Source organism: Polaromonas sp. (genome assembly GCF_049790275.1).
GTDB lineage: Bacteria > Pseudomonadota > Gammaproteobacteria > Burkholderiales > Burkholderiaceae_C > Polaromonas.
This window is the reverse complement of record NZ_JBAQYR010000022.1, coordinates 1-16,431: the sequence shown is the minus strand read 5'-3', so window position 1 is coordinate 16,431 and position 16,431 is coordinate 1. Positions and strand designations below refer to the sequence as shown.

Here is a 16,431-nt window from a genome sequence, read left to right as displayed (position 1 = left end):
CCAAACAGCACCGTCGCGACGTACTGCACGTGCCCGGCCAAATGCGATAGCGCCCGATCCATCTTGATGACGGACGGGATCGCGAAGCGCAACTTTTCCAGGGCATTGGCAGGGTAGCCGGCGCCCTCGAGCAGAACTTCACCCTCCATGGCCTTGGGCACCTCTGGCGGACCGCTCACCGCATCCCAGAACAGCATGGCGACGTCGTCGGCGCTCGCCTGGGCGGCGAACACCTGGCGCACTGCGAGCGTGGCGCCGCTCTCCTGCTCGATGAGGCGGATCTGGAAGAAACGGGCCAGGTCGAGATCCTCCCAATCGCCAGTGGCGTTGGGAAACTCGTAGCGCGCCGCCACGTCCAGCGTTACCTCGTCGAACAGCCAGACCGAGTACGGCGCCGCCGGCGCTTCCGCGCTGCCTTGGCCCTCGCCGTACGCGTTGAGCTTGCCCGCGTCGGGGCCGTATTCCAGAGCGACGAACCGGTTGCCGTATTTGGGCAGGTAGACGACGTCAATCCAGCGCCGCAGTGCCTTGCGCCCGCGCTCGCGCGTGTTCAGTGGGTACTCATCGTCGGCGATGCCGCGCTCGCGGCAGATCTTGGCAAAGCGACGGTGGATCGCGCGGAATTCCACCTTGTTGGGGCGCAGGCACTTCGCGCCAAAGGCGTTCAGGTAGTTCGCCAGGTCGTCGCCAATCTCGGGGTGCTCGGCCATGAGCTTGCCGAAGGCTCCCGTCCAGCCGGACTTGCCGCCGGCACCGGCCACGATCGGCGCCTGACGCTGGCGATCACGCGTCTCGCTGCGCGCCACCAACCCTGACCACCCGACTATCTTGCCATCGGGCAGCACTTCGCCGCAGCGGCGGAAGATGCGTCTGAAGCGCGATGCGCTCACGCCAGATGTGGCCAGAACCCGGCCAATGGGCGCGAATGCAAGGTACAGCTCGATCGCCGCCTTCATGCGTTCGTAGCGCGACTTCACCTTGCCCTTGAGCACGCTGTCGTCGAACAGCGGCCAGTTCTCGGTGCTCGCGTAAGCGGCCGGCACCTTGCCGCGGCCACCATCAAAGCAGCTGTAGGGTCGTCTGGTCGCCATACGCAGCCTCCGAGATGTTCATGTCGATGGCACCGAGCCGGTACAGGGAAATCGCAGCGCATTCGATGGCGCCGCGCGGCAGCAGGTCGCTGGATAGCGCATCGCACAGCGCGCCGAGCGTGGTGAACGGCGTCTTGCGGAAGAAGCGCTCAACCGGCGCGACCGCTTTGTGCGCACGGGGGTCGCCGACATACTGCACCAGGTGCTGGCGCATGCGCTCGAGGTTTTGCAGCCGAGGCGTGTTGCAGCGGATGTCTTCCAGGGTGCGCAACTGCGGCCTGAAGCCATGCGCCTGCACGATCAGCTGGAACTGCTGCCACTTCTGGCCGGTTTCTTCATCGGGCGTGCGCGAGACGAAGTCCGCGACGGGCCCCTCGCTGGTTTGCAGGAAGAGCGCGCAACGCGTCTTGATCAGGCGCCCGCGATCCAGCGCATACAGTGGCTCCGTGGGAACCGTGCATACGAGGCTGCGGCCAAAGCAGCTCGTGAGCCAGTTGTCAGCGGCCAGCGGGTTCGGGAAATGCAGCATCATTTCCTGAAAGGGATCGGCCAGGCGCACGTCCTTGTAATGGCCGTGGCGGCGCAAGCCCTTGAGGCCGCCGAACTTGTGGTGCTGCAGCGCATCGGCAGCTTCGGTGCGCGCCTCGGGAAAGCGCAATGACGGGCGGCATCGCCCGCGCGAAAGGTGGGATAGCAACATGTGGAGTTTCCTTGGGTCGAAGGCGTGCGCGACCAGCCCGCGCTGGGCGCGCCGCCTTGTCAAATCCCCGCATCGGCACTGATGCGGGCGCAGGAAGGACCGGGCCGGCTTGACGGCCGGCCAAAAGGACTCCACAATGTCCTTTGGTTATCTGAGGTGATCTCGTGGAGTCAGCTCTGCGGGACGGGCAAAACGGCCGAGCGTTGGCGCGCTGCGGCCGTTTTCTTTTGTGCCTGGTCCTTTGGGGTGGAGGTCAGGTCATGGCATTTCTCCTTTCGTTGCTTCGTCGAAGTCCTTGGTCAGGCTTGCGCGCCACTTCGCAACGTCCGCGGCGCGCGCAAACCAGCCACGCCGGCCGGCGATCTTGACCAGCGGCACAGGGATGCGTTTGGTACGGATCGCCGCACGAAAGGCCTCCCCCGTGCCAAATCCCAATGCCGTTCGCAGCGCCTGCCCTGTGAGGAGGTCGTGCTCCTGCGATGCGTTGGTGGTCGCAGGCGTGGGGTCGTGAGAGTTCATGGCGTCGAACATCGGGATTTACCGGTAAGTCGCCGAAACGTACCGCCTCTGGCAGGATTGCGCTAGGAAGGAAAATCGCCTTCGTTTCCATTCCAAAGGCTATGTTCGTCAACGCGCTTCACCAAACGGGTCCTGCGATGCGATTGGTCGATCCGCCGTCCACGCATCGCTGGCGCAACCCGCGCGACCTTCGACGCACGATCGAGAGGTGGCAGACGAAGGCGTTCGTGACCGAGGTGATGCAGGAGGTCGGCGTCGACACGGCCTACGCCCTGGAAGAGCGGATGTTGGCCGGCGTTCCCGGTTATCACTTCCCGGACGACCGACCCAAGCTTTGCGATCGCATGCTCAGTCGAGGCGAACCCGCAATTGCCAAACATCTTGGCATTCGTCCCGCCAAGGACCTCGCCACGAAGAAGTGGATTGATCGGCTGCATGACCTGGCACCCGGCGCAGCCCGCACTGTCAAGTCACCTGTATGGCGACTGCTCGATCCCTCTCCCCTGACGTTTTTGGAGTGGGACATCCTGAACTTCGAGTTTGGATCGGAACTCCTGAGCGCCGGCAGCTATACGATCCGCGCGTGGTGCGTTTCCATCGAACCAGAAACGCTGCACCCGGAACCCAAGCGGGAGTATTTTGTGTTCGAGGAAGAGGAGCCGATATCCCGAATTGCATTCGGTCGTCATCTCCTCGCGCTGCGTCAATATGAGACGCGGAGGGACTTGATTGGATATCGGCTCGAGCTGTTAGAGAGTTTGCGGCTGGCCAGGTGCCAGAATGCCCGGTCGGACATGGCTGTGCTCCAGCCCCTCGTCGTGGACTATCTCGCGCACTGCTTTGGCTCCGTGGACGCTTCTCCTGAGCCTTTCCACAGCGCTTGGGAAGTAGAGGCCAGTCAGCGCGCGTGGGACGCCAGAACTCCCGTCTTTCCCGAGTAGCACCCGATTCCGTGATAACTTTCCTCCGCGGACCTGCGAAGACGGAGCAACTTTTATTCGGGAACGCCGACTAGGAGCCGATATTGCTTCCTCGCGGCTACTTGTGAACGAATTTCGTCCGAGAGATCGCGAAGGAAGAGCGGCGCGCCTCTTGCAGGTTTTCCTTAAAAATCAAGGACTTATGGGGTGTCAACTTTCCTACCGTCGCTCAAAAGGCCTGCCCGCCCGGCGGACCTGTCAAACACGTCGCCGGTGTCGGGCGTTCCGTGATGTCGTGAACTGGCCGAGCAGCCAACGCCCGCGTGGCAGACCGCGCTCACGGTTGTCAGTTCATGATAATGCTTGGCAATCCGGATCGACCACGGCGCGAAAACTGCTGCATGGCTGGAATGCGCCTGACCAAGCCTCGGCTCAATCCCTGGCCAGCGCGCGTTGCAAGGTTTCCAGCAGTTCGGCATTGGACGTCTGCGCTTTCACAAGCACGGCGGCGGCTTGCATGCCCTGCTCCCGCTCGACCTCGCCGGCCGTGAAAACCACCACGGGCGGGGGCGGCTTGAGTGATGCGATATCGGCCAGCAAATCCCAGCCCGACCCTTCAGGCAAGGTCAGGTCCAGCAGGATCAGGTCGAAGCGCCGGGCGTTCAGACGTGTGCGGGCTTCCTGCAGCGTGGCGGCAAATTCAAAGGTGGCAAAGTCCTGCGCGATGGCTGCGGTGATGCGCTGGATGTCCAGATCGTCTTCGACATGCAGGATTCTCGGCTTGCCCTCGGCCCCGGCAATCGCACGCCTCAGGCCCAGCACCAGCAGGTTTTCGTTGATAGGCTTTTCCAGCCAGTCCGACACCGTCAAAAGCTGGTTGTTGAGCTGGATCTGCCCCTGATTGGCCCCGGCCGAAACCACCACAATGGGCAAATCCTTCGTGCCGGCCTGCGCGCGCAGGTGGCGGATCAGTGTGATGCCGTCCTGATCGGGCAGCTTCAGGTCCACCGTCATGGCGGCATAGGACGTCTGGGCCAGAAGTTCCAGCGCTTGCGCAGCAGAATAGGCCATGTCGGCGTCAAACCCGCCTTTGTCCAGCATCATGCTGATCAGGCGTGCAATGTCCTGGTCATCTTCACAGATCAGGATGCGTGGACGGAGCGGCCCCGTGCCTGCATGTCCGCCAGGTGTCGGAGCGGGTAGTTTTTTCCATTCCGGCAGCTCAAAATAAAAGGTGGTGCCCGTACCGGCTCCGGTTTCAAAACCTATGCTGCCACCCAGGCGTTCGACGATGGCCCGTGAAATGTTCAGGCCCAGTCCGGTGCCTCCCTTCCCCCGGGCGTCGGACGAGTCGGCCTGGGAAAACTTCTGGAAGATGCGCTTGCTGAACTCTTCCGGAATACCCGGCCCGTGGTCACGCACCTCCACCCGTACACCCGGGCCGACCTGCAAGACATGGACTTCCACCACACCGCCCGGCGGCGAGAACTTCATCGCGTTGGACAGCAGGTTCGTCATGACCTGGGCCAGGCGGTCGCTGTCGACGCGAAGCCACAAGTCCTGGTCAGGGAAACGTAGCTGCAGGCTGACGTTCTGCGCAGCACCAAAACCTTCGTTGGCTGCCAGCACCTGTACCAGCAGGGGCTTGAGTTCGACTACCTGAAAATCCAGGTGCATCTTGCCGGACTCGATTTTCTCGATGTCCAGGATGTCGTTGATCAGGCGGATCAGGCGTTCGCAGTTGTTCCTCGCAATGCCCACCAGGGTCTTGACTGCCTCGGGCAGCTCACCGGCGACGCCGCCCGCGATCAGTCCCAGCGAGCCGCGAATGGACGTGAGTGGCGTGCGCAGTTCGTGGCTGACCGTGGAAACAAACTCGTTTTTCATGCGGTCGATGCGCTTGAGTTCGGTGACATCGGTGCCCAGGGCATAAAAGCCGATGACCTGGCCTTCCTCGGCACCGTCGCCATAACGGGGGAAATAGTTGACGATGAAGTCGCGGAAATCCCCGTTCGGGGTTTTCCGGTGGCGCTCGAAAGTCACCGGGTAACCTGACAGGACCTCCTCGATCCAGGGCCGCGCAAGTTCGTACCCTTCTTCGCCCAGCACCTCCCGCATGGTCCTTCCATCGATCTCCTCGCGCGACAAACCCAGGCCTTCTGCATAGGCGCGGTTGTGAAAGCGGAAACGCTGGTTGGCATCCACGTAGGAAATGCTTGCCGGCAGGGTGTCGGTGATGTCGCGCAATTGCGCTTCGCTGACACGCAGGGCTTCGGTGACCCGGCGGATCTCGGTGTTGTCGCGGCCGGTCCCGTGGTAGCCGGTAAAACGCCCGGATGCATCGAAAATCGGTGCCCCGCTGATGCTGATGTAACGCACCCTGCCCTTGCGGTCACGCTGGGGGATTTCAACGTCGCGGAAAGGCTCGTGACGTTCGAGCCGCGCCCTGTAAGCCGCCCAGACACTGTCGTCCATGCCAACATGGTTCAGTTCCCAGGGCGTCTTGCCGATCGCCATGCGGGAAATGGCGGCCATATGAGGCGCCTCGCCTGAAACCTGGACAAAGCGGAAGTTTTCATCCTGCTGCCAGAACCAGTCGGAAGACAGCTCGGTGAGCGCGCGGAAGCGCTCTTCGCTTTCGCGCAATCCCTGCTCGGTCAACTTGCGTTCGGTGATGTCCTGGACCTGCACGATGAAGTGCAACGGCTGGCGGTCGGTGTCGCGCACCAGTGAACAACTGAGGTAGCCCCAGACGATGCTGCCGGAGCGGTGGATGTAGCGCTTTTCCCATTGGTAGGTTTCGATTTCGCCGGCCAGCGCCCTGGCCCGCTGCACCAGGTCCCACTCGATGTCGTCGGGGTGGGTGATGTCGTGGATGGTGCGCGACATCATCTCCGCTTCGGAGTAACCCAGCATCTGGCAAAAGGCACCGTTGACACGGAGCCGCCGTGAATCGACAGCGATCAGCGCCATGCCGATGGCAGCATGCTCGAAGGCGTTGCTGAACTGCTGGTCGCGGATGGTGAAAGCGTCGTTGTCGCTGCTGATGGACGCCCCGGTGGCGCCCTGAAACAAATAACGGGAACGCGGGGCTTGCGCCAGGGCAATCCGGGAGTCGTCCAGCGTGTCGGCATCCGACGCAGCAACTTGCTGCTCGCTCCCGATGGTGAAATAAAAGGTACTCCCCTCGCCCAGCACCGAGGTGGCCCAGATCCTGCCTCCGTGGCGGGTGATGATGCGCTTGACCGTGGCCAGGCCTATGCCGCTGCCGGCAAATTCTTCTGGCGAATGAAGACGCTGGAAGGTACCGAAAAGTTTGTCGGCGTAAGCCATGTCAAAGCCCGCGCCGTTGTCCCGGACAAAATAGACGACCTCCTGGTCGGCGCCGCTTTCCTTGCCAACGGAGATTTTGGTCAGGGATTTTTTGGAGCTGAATTTCCAGGCATTGGCAATCAGGTTTTCCAAGACCTGGCGCAGAAGCGAGATGTCGGCTCGCACGGTCATGTCGGGCTCAATCGTTGCTTCCACCAGCCGCGAAGGGTCGCTTTCAGCCCATTGCCGGATGATTTTTGCGGCCTCCTCGCTGAGGTCCAGCCATTCCCACTTGAGGCTGGTGCGTGACAGCTGGGCCAGGGCCAGCAGGCCGTCGGTGAGCTCTCCCATGCGCTGCACGCCGGCGCGTATACGGGTCAGGTAATGATTGATACGCTCGCCGGGTGCAGGAGGCAGGGCTTTTTGCAGCAGTGCCGAGTAACCGTCAATGGAACTCAGCGGGGAGCGCAAATCGTGCGCCACGGAATAGGAGAACGCCTCAAGCTCCCTGTTGGCCGCCTCCAGCTGGACCGTCCTGCGCAGCACCCGGTTTTCCAGGTCCACATTGAGCCGGACAATCTCCATTTCATCGCGTTTTCGCTTGCTGATATCGGTGATGGTGGTGACAAACCCGGAAGGCGCGCCGGGACCCCGCTCGAACAGGGGTTGCAGGTTCAGCAGCACCCAGAGGGTGCTGTCGTCGGGTTTTCGGTAACAGATCACCACGTTCGACTGCGGCCGGCCGGTGCGTATGGCAATCGTGCTCGGGCGCTCTTCCTCAGGCAGGAGCGAACCATCTTCACGCAGCATCTGCCATCCCGAATCGACAGTGACCGACCCTTTCAGTTGCGCCAGGGTGCGCCCGAGGATACGTTCAGCGCTTGCATTGCAATCGACTATTTTTCCATCGGCATCGCGCAGCAAGACGCCTTCTGCCAGCACCGCGATAACGGTACGAAAGCGCGTTTCACTGGCCCGCAACCCTGCCTCCGCCCGCTTGCGTGCCGTGATATCGGTGCCCACGCCGCGGTACCCGGTGAACTTGCCGCCGTCGTCAAAAACGGGTTCGCCGCTGATGCACAAAACCCGCCGGCCATCGTCGTCCTCCCGTTCATATTCAAAATCACGAAAGGTTTCGTGCCTCTCGAGCTGCGCGCGATGCGCTGCCCAGACGACCTGGTCGCCGGGCGTGCGGCCGATTTCCCAGCGGGCCTTGCCCAGAAACCTGGCAATCGAAGCCTTGATCGCATCCGTCGTGCCGCCGGACAGCACGGTAAAGCGAAACTGGTCGTCCACCTCCCAGTACCAGTCTGAAGAAAGCTGGGTCAGGCTGCGAAAGCGTTCCTGGCTGTGTCGCAGGCTGTCCTCGATGGCCAGGCGCTCGGTGATGTCCTCGGCGGTGATCAGGATATGCGTCACCACACCGCTGGCGTCTTTCAGCGGCACCTTGCGCAGGTGGACATGAATGAGGCCGCGGTGTGCGGTCGCCACCATTCGATCGGGGAAGTCCTGCGGCTCGCCACTGTCCATTACCTCCTGGTCGGCCGCGTGCATACGCTCCGCGTCGGCCCTGGGCCAGAGTTCGTAAACCGTGCGGCCTATCGCTTCCTCGCGTTTGAGGCCATAAAGCGCCTGGGCTGCCTGGTTCCACATCACCACCGGGTGCCCTTCCTGCGCCGACTTCATGTGAAAGGCAAACGGGATGTTGTCGACCACAAGGTCAAGAAAATCCACGGCCTGCCGCTGGGCTTCTTCCAAGCGTTTGCGGGCACTGATGTCGTGCGTCGTGCCGCGGTAACCCGTGAACTGGCCCTGTTTGTCGAACAGCGGCATCCCGGTGACCGAGAAATAACGTGGCGGCTCACCGGCCAGCGGACGCATGTACTCGAAGTCCCGGAAGGGTTCACGGGCATCCAGCACCGCTCGGTGCGCCTCCCACGACGCACTGACGGGAACAAGGCCCGGCAAGTCCCAGGGGCAGTGACCAATCGCGTCGTTCGAGGCGGTGGTGTCCGGCAGACCTGCGTCGCGGGCGGCGGCAAATTCGGTGAAGCGGTAGTGGGTGTCTTGCGCCCAGTACCAGTAGCCCGAGATGGCGGCCAGGCTGCGCAGGTTCTGGACTTCGGTCCTGAGGGCATCCAGGGCAAGCTGCTGTCTGGACAATTCCAGCGCCTGGGCTGCCAGTCGCTCGTTGGCCTGAATCAGTTCCTCGTCGCGGGTCACCCCTGAACCTCCCGGGCAGGAGCCACAACCACCTTGGAGCGCGGGGCAGAGCGTTGCCGCAGCGGGTCTGGCACGCGCGGGGCCAACACATCACTGTTTCTGTGGTTCATGCCCAGGCGGTACCTTTCCTCACTAGTTGCGGGCTGTACTGCTTGCGGTACGACGTAAGCCGTTCAAAAGCGCGGTCTGCGTTAAGCAGTTTTCATTAGTATGAACCAAATCGCCGGGACAACGGCGAAATCTGAAATCTCCTTCTCTCCTGCCCCGGTACCGGCACAGGGATGAGGGCACCACCGGCCGGAAATTCCTTCGCGCCAGTGACATTGCCCCGGTCAAATCCGGGCGACATTTCCCCTCTCCACCCTCATTTTCCTCATCAGGCCGGGAAAAACCGCCTGACCGCGCTTTCTTCTTGATCCATCTCAATGCTGGACGAATTCACCCTCCCCCAGTAGCATGAAAGCGCGTGCTCCTTGTGTGATGATGCCCACCGGAAGCAGAGGAAATCATGGCAACAAACGCGCAAACGTCCTTTAAAACCCTGCCCGTTGCGGGCCCCGTGCCGGCAACTCGCTCCCTCGCTCTGGAGACCTGACATGCGTGTCGCACTGGTCACCGGCGGCACCGCCGGCATTGGAGCAGCCACCGCCGAAGCCCTGCATACCGCGGGCTACCGTGTGGCCGTCAATTACGGTGGCAATCATGTGGCGGCAGAGGCTTTCACTGCCCGCACCGGCATTGCCACCTTCACTTGGGACGTGGCCGATGCGGCCGCCTGCACTTTCGGTGTGGCGCAGGTCGAGGCTGCACTTGGCCCGGTGGATGTGCTTGTCAACAATGCCGGCATCACGCGTGACGCGATGCTTCACAAAATGACGACACAGCAATGGCACGAGGTCATCGGTGTCAACCTGGGCGGCTGCTTCAACATGTGCCGCGCAGTGATCGAGGGCATGCGTGAACGCCGCTTCGGCCGCGTGATCAACATGGGCTCGGTCAACGGCCTGTCGGGCCAGATCGGCCAGGTGAACTATGCCGCCAGCAAGGCCGGCATGATCGGTTTTACCAAGGCGCTGGCGCTCGAGGGCGCTTCCCGCAATATCACGGCCAATGTCATTGCTCCCGGCTACACCGACACCGCCATGGTCAGCGCGGTGCGGCCCGAAGTGCTGGAACAGATCCTGAAAACCGTGCCCGCAGGCCGCTTGGCCACCCCGGCGGAGATCGCCCGCGCCGTCGTTTTCCTTGCTGCCGATGACGCAGGCTTCATCACCGGCATCACGCTGTCGATCAATGGCGGGAAATACCTGGACTGAATGTCATCGTCAGCGGTTCGCGGCCTCCTTAGGCCCTTCTGGTCGCTTGGCCAGCAGCACCTGCAGTTGTCCATCCTGCGCGGTGAAGATCGCAAAGTACACGGTGACCAGCCCTGTTTTACATATGGTGTTTCAAGGCGATGAGCGCAAGCATCACCATGAACCCGACAAGCACCAACACAACAACCCAGGCCGGAAGGTCGCCGCGCCGCTTCCTCGCCATGGCCTTCATTTCTTCCATGATGCGCTGGCTACTCTCTCGCATTTCCTCAAGTGTTGCGTGAAACCGCGCATCTGTGGCTTCCATCTTCGCCGCGCCACGGATGGCAGCGCCCATTTCTCCCTTATTCGCCTGGTTGTCTGTCGTTTTCTGAAACCATCTTGTTCCTTGCCAGCACCGGTAACTGATAAACCCCAGAAACGCTGCGACGCCCGAGTGATATATCACGGTAATCCAGAATTGCACGGGTGTTTGATCTATCGAAACCAGGCGGTGACTAGATTTGGAAATTTCGTGTATTTGGCCCTGCACCAAGCCATAGGCAATCATCCACACGTAAAGACAAAAGAGAATCGCAACAGGAATCGCAGCTATGCGCGCAAGCCACTTTAGTTGTTGTCCCTCCCTCTCGTGCCTCTCCTGCCTTTGCTTCACTTCGACCGCATTTTCTGCTATCCACTGTTGATAGCGTTGAAGCATCGCCTTCGTTGCATCGAACGGTTCCTTACCTTCAACCTTCGCAAATATCTCTCGCGTTAAACGCTCTTCCAGCTTGCTTGGGACGCGCTTGTCGACCATAAAGGAACCTCCCAGATCATCCAAGCTTGAGCTTACTTTATTCCAATCCCGGTGCAGCTTCTTCTCTTTACGGCTCAAAAAGTAGTGAAGACAAAGAGCAACATCAGCGGCTGAAGACAATCCGCATCCTGCCGGTCTTCACCCCTTTAACTTTCCCAAGCAGCCCCAAACTATGTAAGACAAGGGAGCGAGCAGCCAATCACCCCCGCCCCAGCAGTCAAACTGTCACGATGCATCAACCACGCAAGACATCCCTTTCCCTGAAAGCCGCAGCCAGCCTGCTGGCCGCCACAGCCTGCACCGGTGGCGCCCTGGCTGCGCCTGCCGAATCAGGCGCTACGGCGCTGCAGACCAGGTACACCGCCCTCACCTCGCAGCTGGCGAGCAACGAGTTCCAGCGGCCGCTGGTGATTGAATCGTCTGAATCCGACAGTGCGGTCAATGGCAATGCCTATGCGGTCATCAACTACCCGTTTTCAACGGTGAATGCCGCATTCAAAAATCCCGAGAACTGGTGCGACATGCTGATGCTGCACCTGAACACCAAATTCTGCCGGGCCCAGAGCGACAGCAGCCCGTCGGTACTCGAGGTCAGCGTCGGCAAGAAAAACAGGCAGGAAATCAAGGACGCGTACAGACTGGCGTTTGACTTCAGGGTGGCGAGCGCCACGCCGGACTACATGGCGGTGCAGCTCAACGCGGACAAGGGCCCGCTGGGCACGCACAACTACCGCATCAACCTACGGGTGGCGCCGATTGCTGGCGGGAAAACCTTCATGCACCTGCAGTATTCCTATGGCTATGGCATGGCAGGACGCATTGCCATGCAGGGCTACCTGGCCACGGTGGGCAGCGGCAAAACGGGGTTCACCCTGGTTGAAAACGGCGGGCAGAAAACCCCTGTGGACGGCATGCGGGGTGCGGTGGAGCGCAACACCATGCGTTATTACCTGGCGATTGACGCCTACCTGGCTTCGCTTGCCGCACCGCCTGCCGAGCAGCTGGAAAAACGCCTGCACCACTGGTTCGAGGCGACCGAGCGTTACCCGCGCCAGTTGCACGAAATCGACCGCACGGCTTACCTGACGATGAAACGCAGCGAACACCGGCGCCAGCAGGCGGCGGAATAAAACCCAACCAGGCCGACGTGGGCGCATGCCACGCCTGTACTCGCGCACGCACCCATTAAAAAGCCGCTGACCTGCAACGGCTGGTGCGAAACCGCAGGAAGCGCCGGGCCGCCCCGGCCAAACCCGCCGTCCCTACCCTGTTCTTCTCCTATTTATTTGCGCAGTATCTGGCGTGCTGCCGCCATGTCGCGGTCATACACGGCCTTGGCCTCACGCCGACAAGCGGTGCGCTCGGCGGCAGCCATGCTGGCGCATTCTTCCAGGTAGAGCTTGTAGCCGCCGCCGGCCTCATTGATGGCAGTGCGGTATTTCTGCTGCGGGGTGGTGTCTTCCACCGCACCGCGTTCAAGCAGCCTGTCTTCCATGGCGGCGGGCTGGGCCAGCACCGCAGAAGCGCTCACAAGCAGCCAGGCTGACACAAGAAAGATGGAGAGTTTTGTCGGCATGATGAAGTCCTTGAATGACGGCCGTGTGCGCTGTCGGGCAGCGTGGTTCCGGCTCATCACACCATAAGGGCATCACCCCGGGGAAGGTGTCGTCAGCCGGAGGCAGTGTGTGTAGGAGGCTGTCCACACCGCGCCGGGAGGGAAAAAGCCGGCTGCCCTGGACCCCGCCGGCTGTGCATGCGGCTCAGGGCCGCAGCGTCATCTGCCCGCGGATTTCACCGGCCGGGAACCGGGCGGTGTGGATGTTGGCGTACCACTTGCCAGCCATCAGGTCGGCAGCCTGTGCGGCTGTCAGGGTGGCCTGGCCGGACATCGGGCTGGTGACGGGGCCGCTGAATGGCAATGCAACACCGGCGTTGGCACCTACCATCGCCGGGCCGTGAAAGTGGCCGGCCGTTGCCGGGCCGCTGAGGCCGGAATAACTCAGTTGCCAGCGCAGCAGCATGGTGTCCTTGTTCAGCACGGCATCGACCTGCCCATTGGCGTTGGAGGCGGCCGGCGGCACTTCGTTGGCACCGCGCATCTGCGTGGTGAAGGTCACCAGGTTGGACTGCGGCGCCGGCATGAGCTTGCAGCCAGCCAGCAGGACAAGGGTGGCAGTCACCGCGAGAGCAGCGCGAAAGGCGTAGCGGGCAGGGGTTGTCATGGTTGTCTCCAGTAAAAAAGGAAGGGATTGAATGGAATTTCAATCTTAGACCTTGCGGGTCCCCGTTGGCATGCCGCGCCGGAAGTTGAGAGAAAAATCGGCCTCCAGCCCTTTTCGGGCGGGCGCAAGCAGCTACCAATCTCATAGCAAACAGACGCCACCCCAGCAAGGCCTGATGGCGCCGTCGTCCTACCGCGGCCTCCGGTACGCACCGACACACCGGCCCCGGCACAAAAATAAACTCGGGTTCTGAACAGCTGCACCGGAAGGTTTTCACCATGGCAACAGGACCCCGCGTTTTATGGAAAGGCGCCATCAGCTTCGGGCTGGTGCACATTCCCGTGGCCCTCCATTCGGCCACCTCGGACAGCGGGCTTGATTTCGACTGGCTCGACAAACGCAGCATGGACCCGGTCGGCTACAAGCGCATCAACAAGAAAACCGGCAAGGAAATCAGCAAGGAGAACATCGTCAAGGGTCTGGCCTATGACGACGACCAGTACGTCATCCTGAGCGACAACGAGATCGCCGCGGCCTACCCCAAGACCACGCAGACCATCGAGATCGAAACCTTTGTAGACAACACGGAAATCCCGTTTGTCTACCTGGAGCGGCCCTATTACGTGGCCCCGATCAACAAGGGGCAGAAGGTGTATGCCCTGCTGCGCGACACGCTGCTGAAAACCGGGCGCGTCGGCATTGCCCGCGTGGTGATCCAGACCAAGCAGCACCTCGCGGTGCTCGTGCCCTCGGGGCCCGGGCTGGTGCTGAACCTCATGCGCTGGGGCGCTGACATCCGCTCGTGGGAAGGCCTGAACCTGCCGCCCGAAGGCGCCAAGGCAGCCGGGCTGACGGAGAAGGAACTCGCCATGGCCAAACAGCTGGTGGACGACATGACGTCCAAATGGAAGCCTGAGGCCTTCCGCGATTCCTTCAAGGACGAGATCATGGCGCTGGTCGAGAAAAAAGTGAAAGCCGGCAAAACCGAAACCGTGCTGCAGCCGCAGGAGGAAGAACCGGGCCGCGGCAGCGCGCAGATCATCGACCTGACGGAATTGCTGCAGCGCAGCCTGCGCAGCAAGGGCGGCGATGCGGGCAAGGCCCCGGCCAAAACAAGGGCACGCGCCAAACCAGCCGCCAAAGCTGCAGGCAAAACGGTGGCCAGCAAGCGCCGCGCCGCCTGAACCGCCGCGGCGCACAGAGATGGCGCTGTAGGAACAACATCACAGGCCCATGGGCGCCGCGCTGACAAGTGGTCGGCGCGCTGGCGGGTGTCCAGCCGGCTGGCCGCCCCGTATCTTCAGCTGAAGTTCCATTGGCCCCGGGCAACGCCCTGGTGCTGGATGGCTTCCCTGCCCCTGCCTTTTGTCCCCGGAGCACGCCATGAAGCATTTGTTGACTGCCCTGCCCGTCCTGCTTGTCCTGGGCCTGCTCGCTGGTTGCCCGCAATCGAAGGTACCCGACAAGCCACCCATGGTTCCCGAACCCAAGGCGAGCCTGAATTTGCAAAGACACACCCTTGAAATCTGAAACTTCCCCGCCCGCCTTTTGGCTTCCCAGCCTGGCTTGTGCCGGCCTGGCAGTGCTGGTGACCGGCTGCGGCCTGCAGGGACGGCAAGCTGAGTCACCACCGCAAACCGTGCAGCTCGATGGCCAGGCTTACCGCGTCGAGCAGCTCACCGCCAGCACCTGGTCGGCGCGCGCCGCACGCAGCCTGCCGGAAGGTACAGAGAAAACAGCCAGCCTGGTCAGGGCGATTGAAAAGGCCTCCAACTGCAAGGTGACCGACAGCAGCTTCGGCGCCCAGGGCACGGTGCTGAACGCCCAGGTGGACTGCGGCAGCAGGCTTAAAAACTAGATAAAAACAGCCTCCAGCCCTCACTCCACCTGCGCCAGAGGCTATTGATTCGATAGCAGGCACAGATCCTTGCAAGTCCACCCTGCCCTGCATGCAACTTTACGTCGCATGCGGTACGCCACGCGCAGCGCCGGAACACACTGCCCTCAACAACGCCCAGGAGACCTTCCATGACACTTCACCGCCCGCTCAAAAAAATCCTGCTCGCCGCCCTGCTCACGGCTGCGGCCGTAGCGCCGGCTCTCGCGCAGATCAGCATCAACATCAACGTGGCGCCGCCGCAGCCGCGTTACGAGGAGGTACCTGTGCTGGCACCCGCCCAGGTCTGGGCGCCGGGCTACTGGGCCTGGACGGGTGAGCGCCATGTCTGGGTGCGTGGCCACGCCATCATGCAGCGCGAGGGCTACCGCTGGGCGCCGGACCGCTGGGAACAGCAGGGCAACGGCTACCAGCGTCATGCCGGCTACTGGGTGCGCGACACCCAGTATGTGATGGTCAAGGATAAAAAGAACAAGAAAGACAAACATGACAAGTACGACAGACAGGACCGGGACGATGACCACGGCCAGGGCAAAGGTCACGGCAAGGGCCACGGGCGCTAGGACGCCGCGCGCAGGCTGATCCGCGCGCAAGCGCAAAAAAAGCTGGCAGCGTGCCAGCTTTTTTTACGCCTGCAACGTCAGCGTCAGGTGGTGGTGTTCAGCGCATCGCGCATGGCCTTGATCTGGTCATGGTTGCGCTGTGTGCCCTGGGCCTGCCGCTCCACCAGGCTTTTCACCGCGGGCGGCAGGTTCTCCTTGAGCGCCTTGCGGTAGCGGGCCACCGCCGCGTCTTCGCCGCGTTCGCACTCCTTGAGCATGGCCAGGTCGGTGTAGCCGGCCAGGGTTCCACGCACGGACACCCAGCCGCGGTGCATGGCGCCGCTGACGGTGCCGCCTTCGTCCGGCTTGCCACCCAGCTGGCGGATCTGCGTTGCCAGCTCGGCCGCGGCGCCGCGGCATTCGTCGGCATGACGCAGCAGCAGGGTTTTGACGTCCTGCGCTTTCACGTGTTCCGCGCAGGCGGTAAAGCCGTACTCGCCATCGCGGCAGGACTCCACCAGGTCGTTGAGTATGTCGATCACGTCGTCGTTGTCCGCAATCTGCCCGGCAATCGTGCTGGGCGACATCTGTTCGTCAACACGCACCCAGGCCGCGCGGCTGGCAGCTTCGGCTTCCGGCCAGCTCAGGGTGGAACTGTCCTTGCGGCTGTCCCAGTGAACGGACAAGTCGGTCTGCGCGTCGTCAAACGTGCCGATGTAATTGGTGCGCCCGTACAAACCCAGCCGGTAGGCCGGCGCATAGTCGTCGAAGCTGCGGCCCGTCTGGTAATACGGCTCCCGCGTGTATTGCTGGCGCCAGTAGGCTTCTTCCGCGGTCGGGTTGATGGCTTCGGCCACGGCCTTGCCGCCCAGCCCGCCGGCCACGGCGCC

General features: G+C 62.2%; 15 protein-coding genes. 7 read left to right on the top strand and 8 right to left on the bottom strand.

Annotated features, from left to right (window positions below; genetic code table 11):
* The 3 genes from WA904_RS03095 to WA904_RS03085 all read right to left on the bottom strand — a co-directional run.
* Nucleotides 1–1,091, bottom strand: a 1,091-nt coding sequence (locus tag WA904_RS03095; protein WP_425195662.1) for a hypothetical protein, incomplete at its 3' end; no start/stop codon positions are given.
* Nucleotides 1,060–1,791, bottom strand: coding sequence for a hypothetical protein (locus tag WA904_RS03090; protein ID WP_425195661.1), 732 nt, complete (start codon nt 1,789–1,791; stop codon nt 1,060–1,062). The genes WA904_RS03090 and WA904_RS03095, both read right to left, overlap by 32 nt.
* Before the next feature lie 258 nt (nt 1,792–2,049).
* Nucleotides 2,050–2,310, bottom strand: a complete 261-nt coding sequence (locus WA904_RS03085) for a hypothetical protein (RefSeq protein ID WP_425195660.1) — start codon at nt 2,308–2,310, stop codon at nt 2,050–2,052.
* A 137-nt stretch (nt 2,311–2,447) separates the two neighbouring features.
* Between WA904_RS03085 and WA904_RS03080 the strand changes: the two genes are divergently transcribed.
* A complete protein-coding gene (locus WA904_RS03080; RefSeq protein WP_425195659.1) occupies nt 2,448–3,251 on the top strand; it encodes a hypothetical protein in 804 nt (267 codons plus the stop codon).
* Between the two features lie 411 nt (nt 3,252–3,662).
* Here WA904_RS03080 and WA904_RS03075 read toward each other — a convergent pair whose 3' ends face one another.
* Nucleotides 3,663–8,765, bottom strand: coding sequence for a PAS domain S-box protein (locus WA904_RS03075; protein ID WP_425195658.1), 5,103 nt, complete (start codon nt 8,763–8,765; stop codon nt 3,663–3,665).
* 596 nt (nt 8,766–9,361) lie between these two features.
* Between WA904_RS03075 and phbB the strand changes: the two genes are divergently transcribed.
* Complete coding sequence (phbB, locus tag WA904_RS03070; protein WP_425195657.1) at nt 9,362–10,081, top strand: acetoacetyl-CoA reductase; 720 nt, start codon at nt 9,362–9,364, stop codon at nt 10,079–10,081.
* 118 nt (nt 10,082–10,199) lie between these two features.
* Here phbB and WA904_RS03065 read toward each other — a convergent pair whose 3' ends face one another.
* Nucleotides 10,200–11,000 carry a hypothetical protein gene (locus WA904_RS03065; protein WP_425195656.1) on the bottom strand — a complete coding sequence of 267 codons (801 nt, stop codon included), beginning with the start codon at nt 10,998–11,000 and terminating at the stop codon, nt 10,200–10,202.
* A 110-nt stretch (nt 11,001–11,110) separates the two neighbouring features.
* On the opposite strand from WA904_RS03065, the gene WA904_RS03060 reads away from it, so the two are divergent.
* Complete coding sequence (locus tag WA904_RS03060; RefSeq protein ID WP_425195655.1) at nt 11,111–12,010, top strand: hypothetical protein; 900 nt, start codon at nt 11,111–11,113, stop codon at nt 12,008–12,010.
* A 152-nt stretch (nt 12,011–12,162) separates the two neighbouring features.
* On the opposite strand, the gene WA904_RS03055 is transcribed toward WA904_RS03060, so the two are convergent.
* Complete coding sequence (locus WA904_RS03055) at nt 12,163–12,456, bottom strand: hypothetical protein (protein WP_425195654.1); 294 nt, start codon at nt 12,454–12,456, stop codon at nt 12,163–12,165.
* Between the two features lie 184 nt (nt 12,457–12,640).
* Nucleotides 12,641–13,102, bottom strand: coding sequence for a CHRD domain-containing protein (locus WA904_RS03050; protein ID WP_425195653.1), 462 nt, complete (start codon nt 13,100–13,102; stop codon nt 12,641–12,643).
* Between the two features lie 278 nt (nt 13,103–13,380).
* Here WA904_RS03050 and WA904_RS03045 point away from each other — a divergent pair, with 278 nt between their 5' ends.
* From WA904_RS03045 to WA904_RS03030, 4 genes are all read left to right on the top strand, one after another.
* The gene (locus WA904_RS03045; RefSeq protein ID WP_425195652.1) at nt 13,381–14,286 is read left to right on the top strand and encodes a Ku protein; all 906 of its coding nucleotides are present in this window, start codon (nt 13,381–13,383) and stop codon (nt 14,284–14,286) included.
* 199 nt (nt 14,287–14,485) lie between these two features.
* Nucleotides 14,486–14,632: a hypothetical protein gene (locus tag WA904_RS03040; protein ID WP_425195651.1), complete on the top strand. Its 147-nt coding sequence runs from the start codon at nt 14,486–14,488 to the stop codon at nt 14,630–14,632.
* The gene (locus WA904_RS03035; protein ID WP_425195650.1) at nt 14,622–14,960 is read left to right on the top strand and encodes a hypothetical protein; all 339 of its coding nucleotides are present in this window, start codon (nt 14,622–14,624) and stop codon (nt 14,958–14,960) included. Before WA904_RS03040 ends, WA904_RS03035 begins: the two co-directional genes overlap by 11 nt.
* A 170-nt stretch (nt 14,961–15,130) precedes the next feature.
* Nucleotides 15,131–15,562: a YXWGXW repeat-containing protein gene (locus WA904_RS03030; protein ID WP_425195649.1), complete on the top strand. Its 432-nt coding sequence runs from the start codon at nt 15,131–15,133 to the stop codon at nt 15,560–15,562.
* Between the two features lie 83 nt (nt 15,563–15,645).
* Here WA904_RS03030 and WA904_RS03025 read toward each other — a convergent pair.
* The coding region (locus WA904_RS03025) for a ferritin-like domain-containing protein (RefSeq protein WP_425195648.1) at nt 15,646–16,431 on the bottom strand (786 nt) is incomplete at its 5' end.

Coding starts and splice junctions, on each gene's coding strand:
- phbB (WP_425195657.1), top strand. CDS start 9,362: ATGCGTGTCGCACTGGTCACCGGCGGCACCGCCGGCATTGGAGCAGCC.
- WA904_RS03050 (WP_425195653.1), bottom strand. CDS start 13,102: ATGACAACCCCTGCCCGCTACGCCTTTCGCGCTGCTCTCGCGGTGACT.
- WA904_RS03060 (WP_425195655.1), top strand. CDS start 11,111: ATGCATCAACCACGCAAGACATCCCTTTCCCTGAAAGCCGCAGCCAGC.
- WA904_RS03040 (WP_425195651.1), top strand. CDS start 14,486: ATGAAGCATTTGTTGACTGCCCTGCCCGTCCTGCTTGTCCTGGGCCTG.
- WA904_RS03090 (WP_425195661.1), bottom strand. CDS start 1,791: ATGTTGCTATCCCACCTTTCGCGCGGGCGATGCCGCCCGTCATTGCGC.
- WA904_RS03055 (WP_425195654.1), bottom strand. CDS start 12,456: ATGCCGACAAAACTCTCCATCTTTCTTGTGTCAGCCTGGCTGCTTGTG.
- WA904_RS03085 (WP_425195660.1), bottom strand. CDS start 2,310: ATGAACTCTCACGACCCCACGCCTGCGACCACCAACGCATCGCAGGAG.
- WA904_RS03080 (WP_425195659.1), top strand. CDS start 2,448: ATGCGATTGGTCGATCCGCCGTCCACGCATCGCTGGCGCAACCCGCGC.
- WA904_RS03045 (WP_425195652.1), top strand. CDS start 13,381: ATGGCAACAGGACCCCGCGTTTTATGGAAAGGCGCCATCAGCTTCGGG.
- WA904_RS03030 (WP_425195649.1), top strand. CDS start 15,131: ATGACACTTCACCGCCCGCTCAAAAAAATCCTGCTCGCCGCCCTGCTC.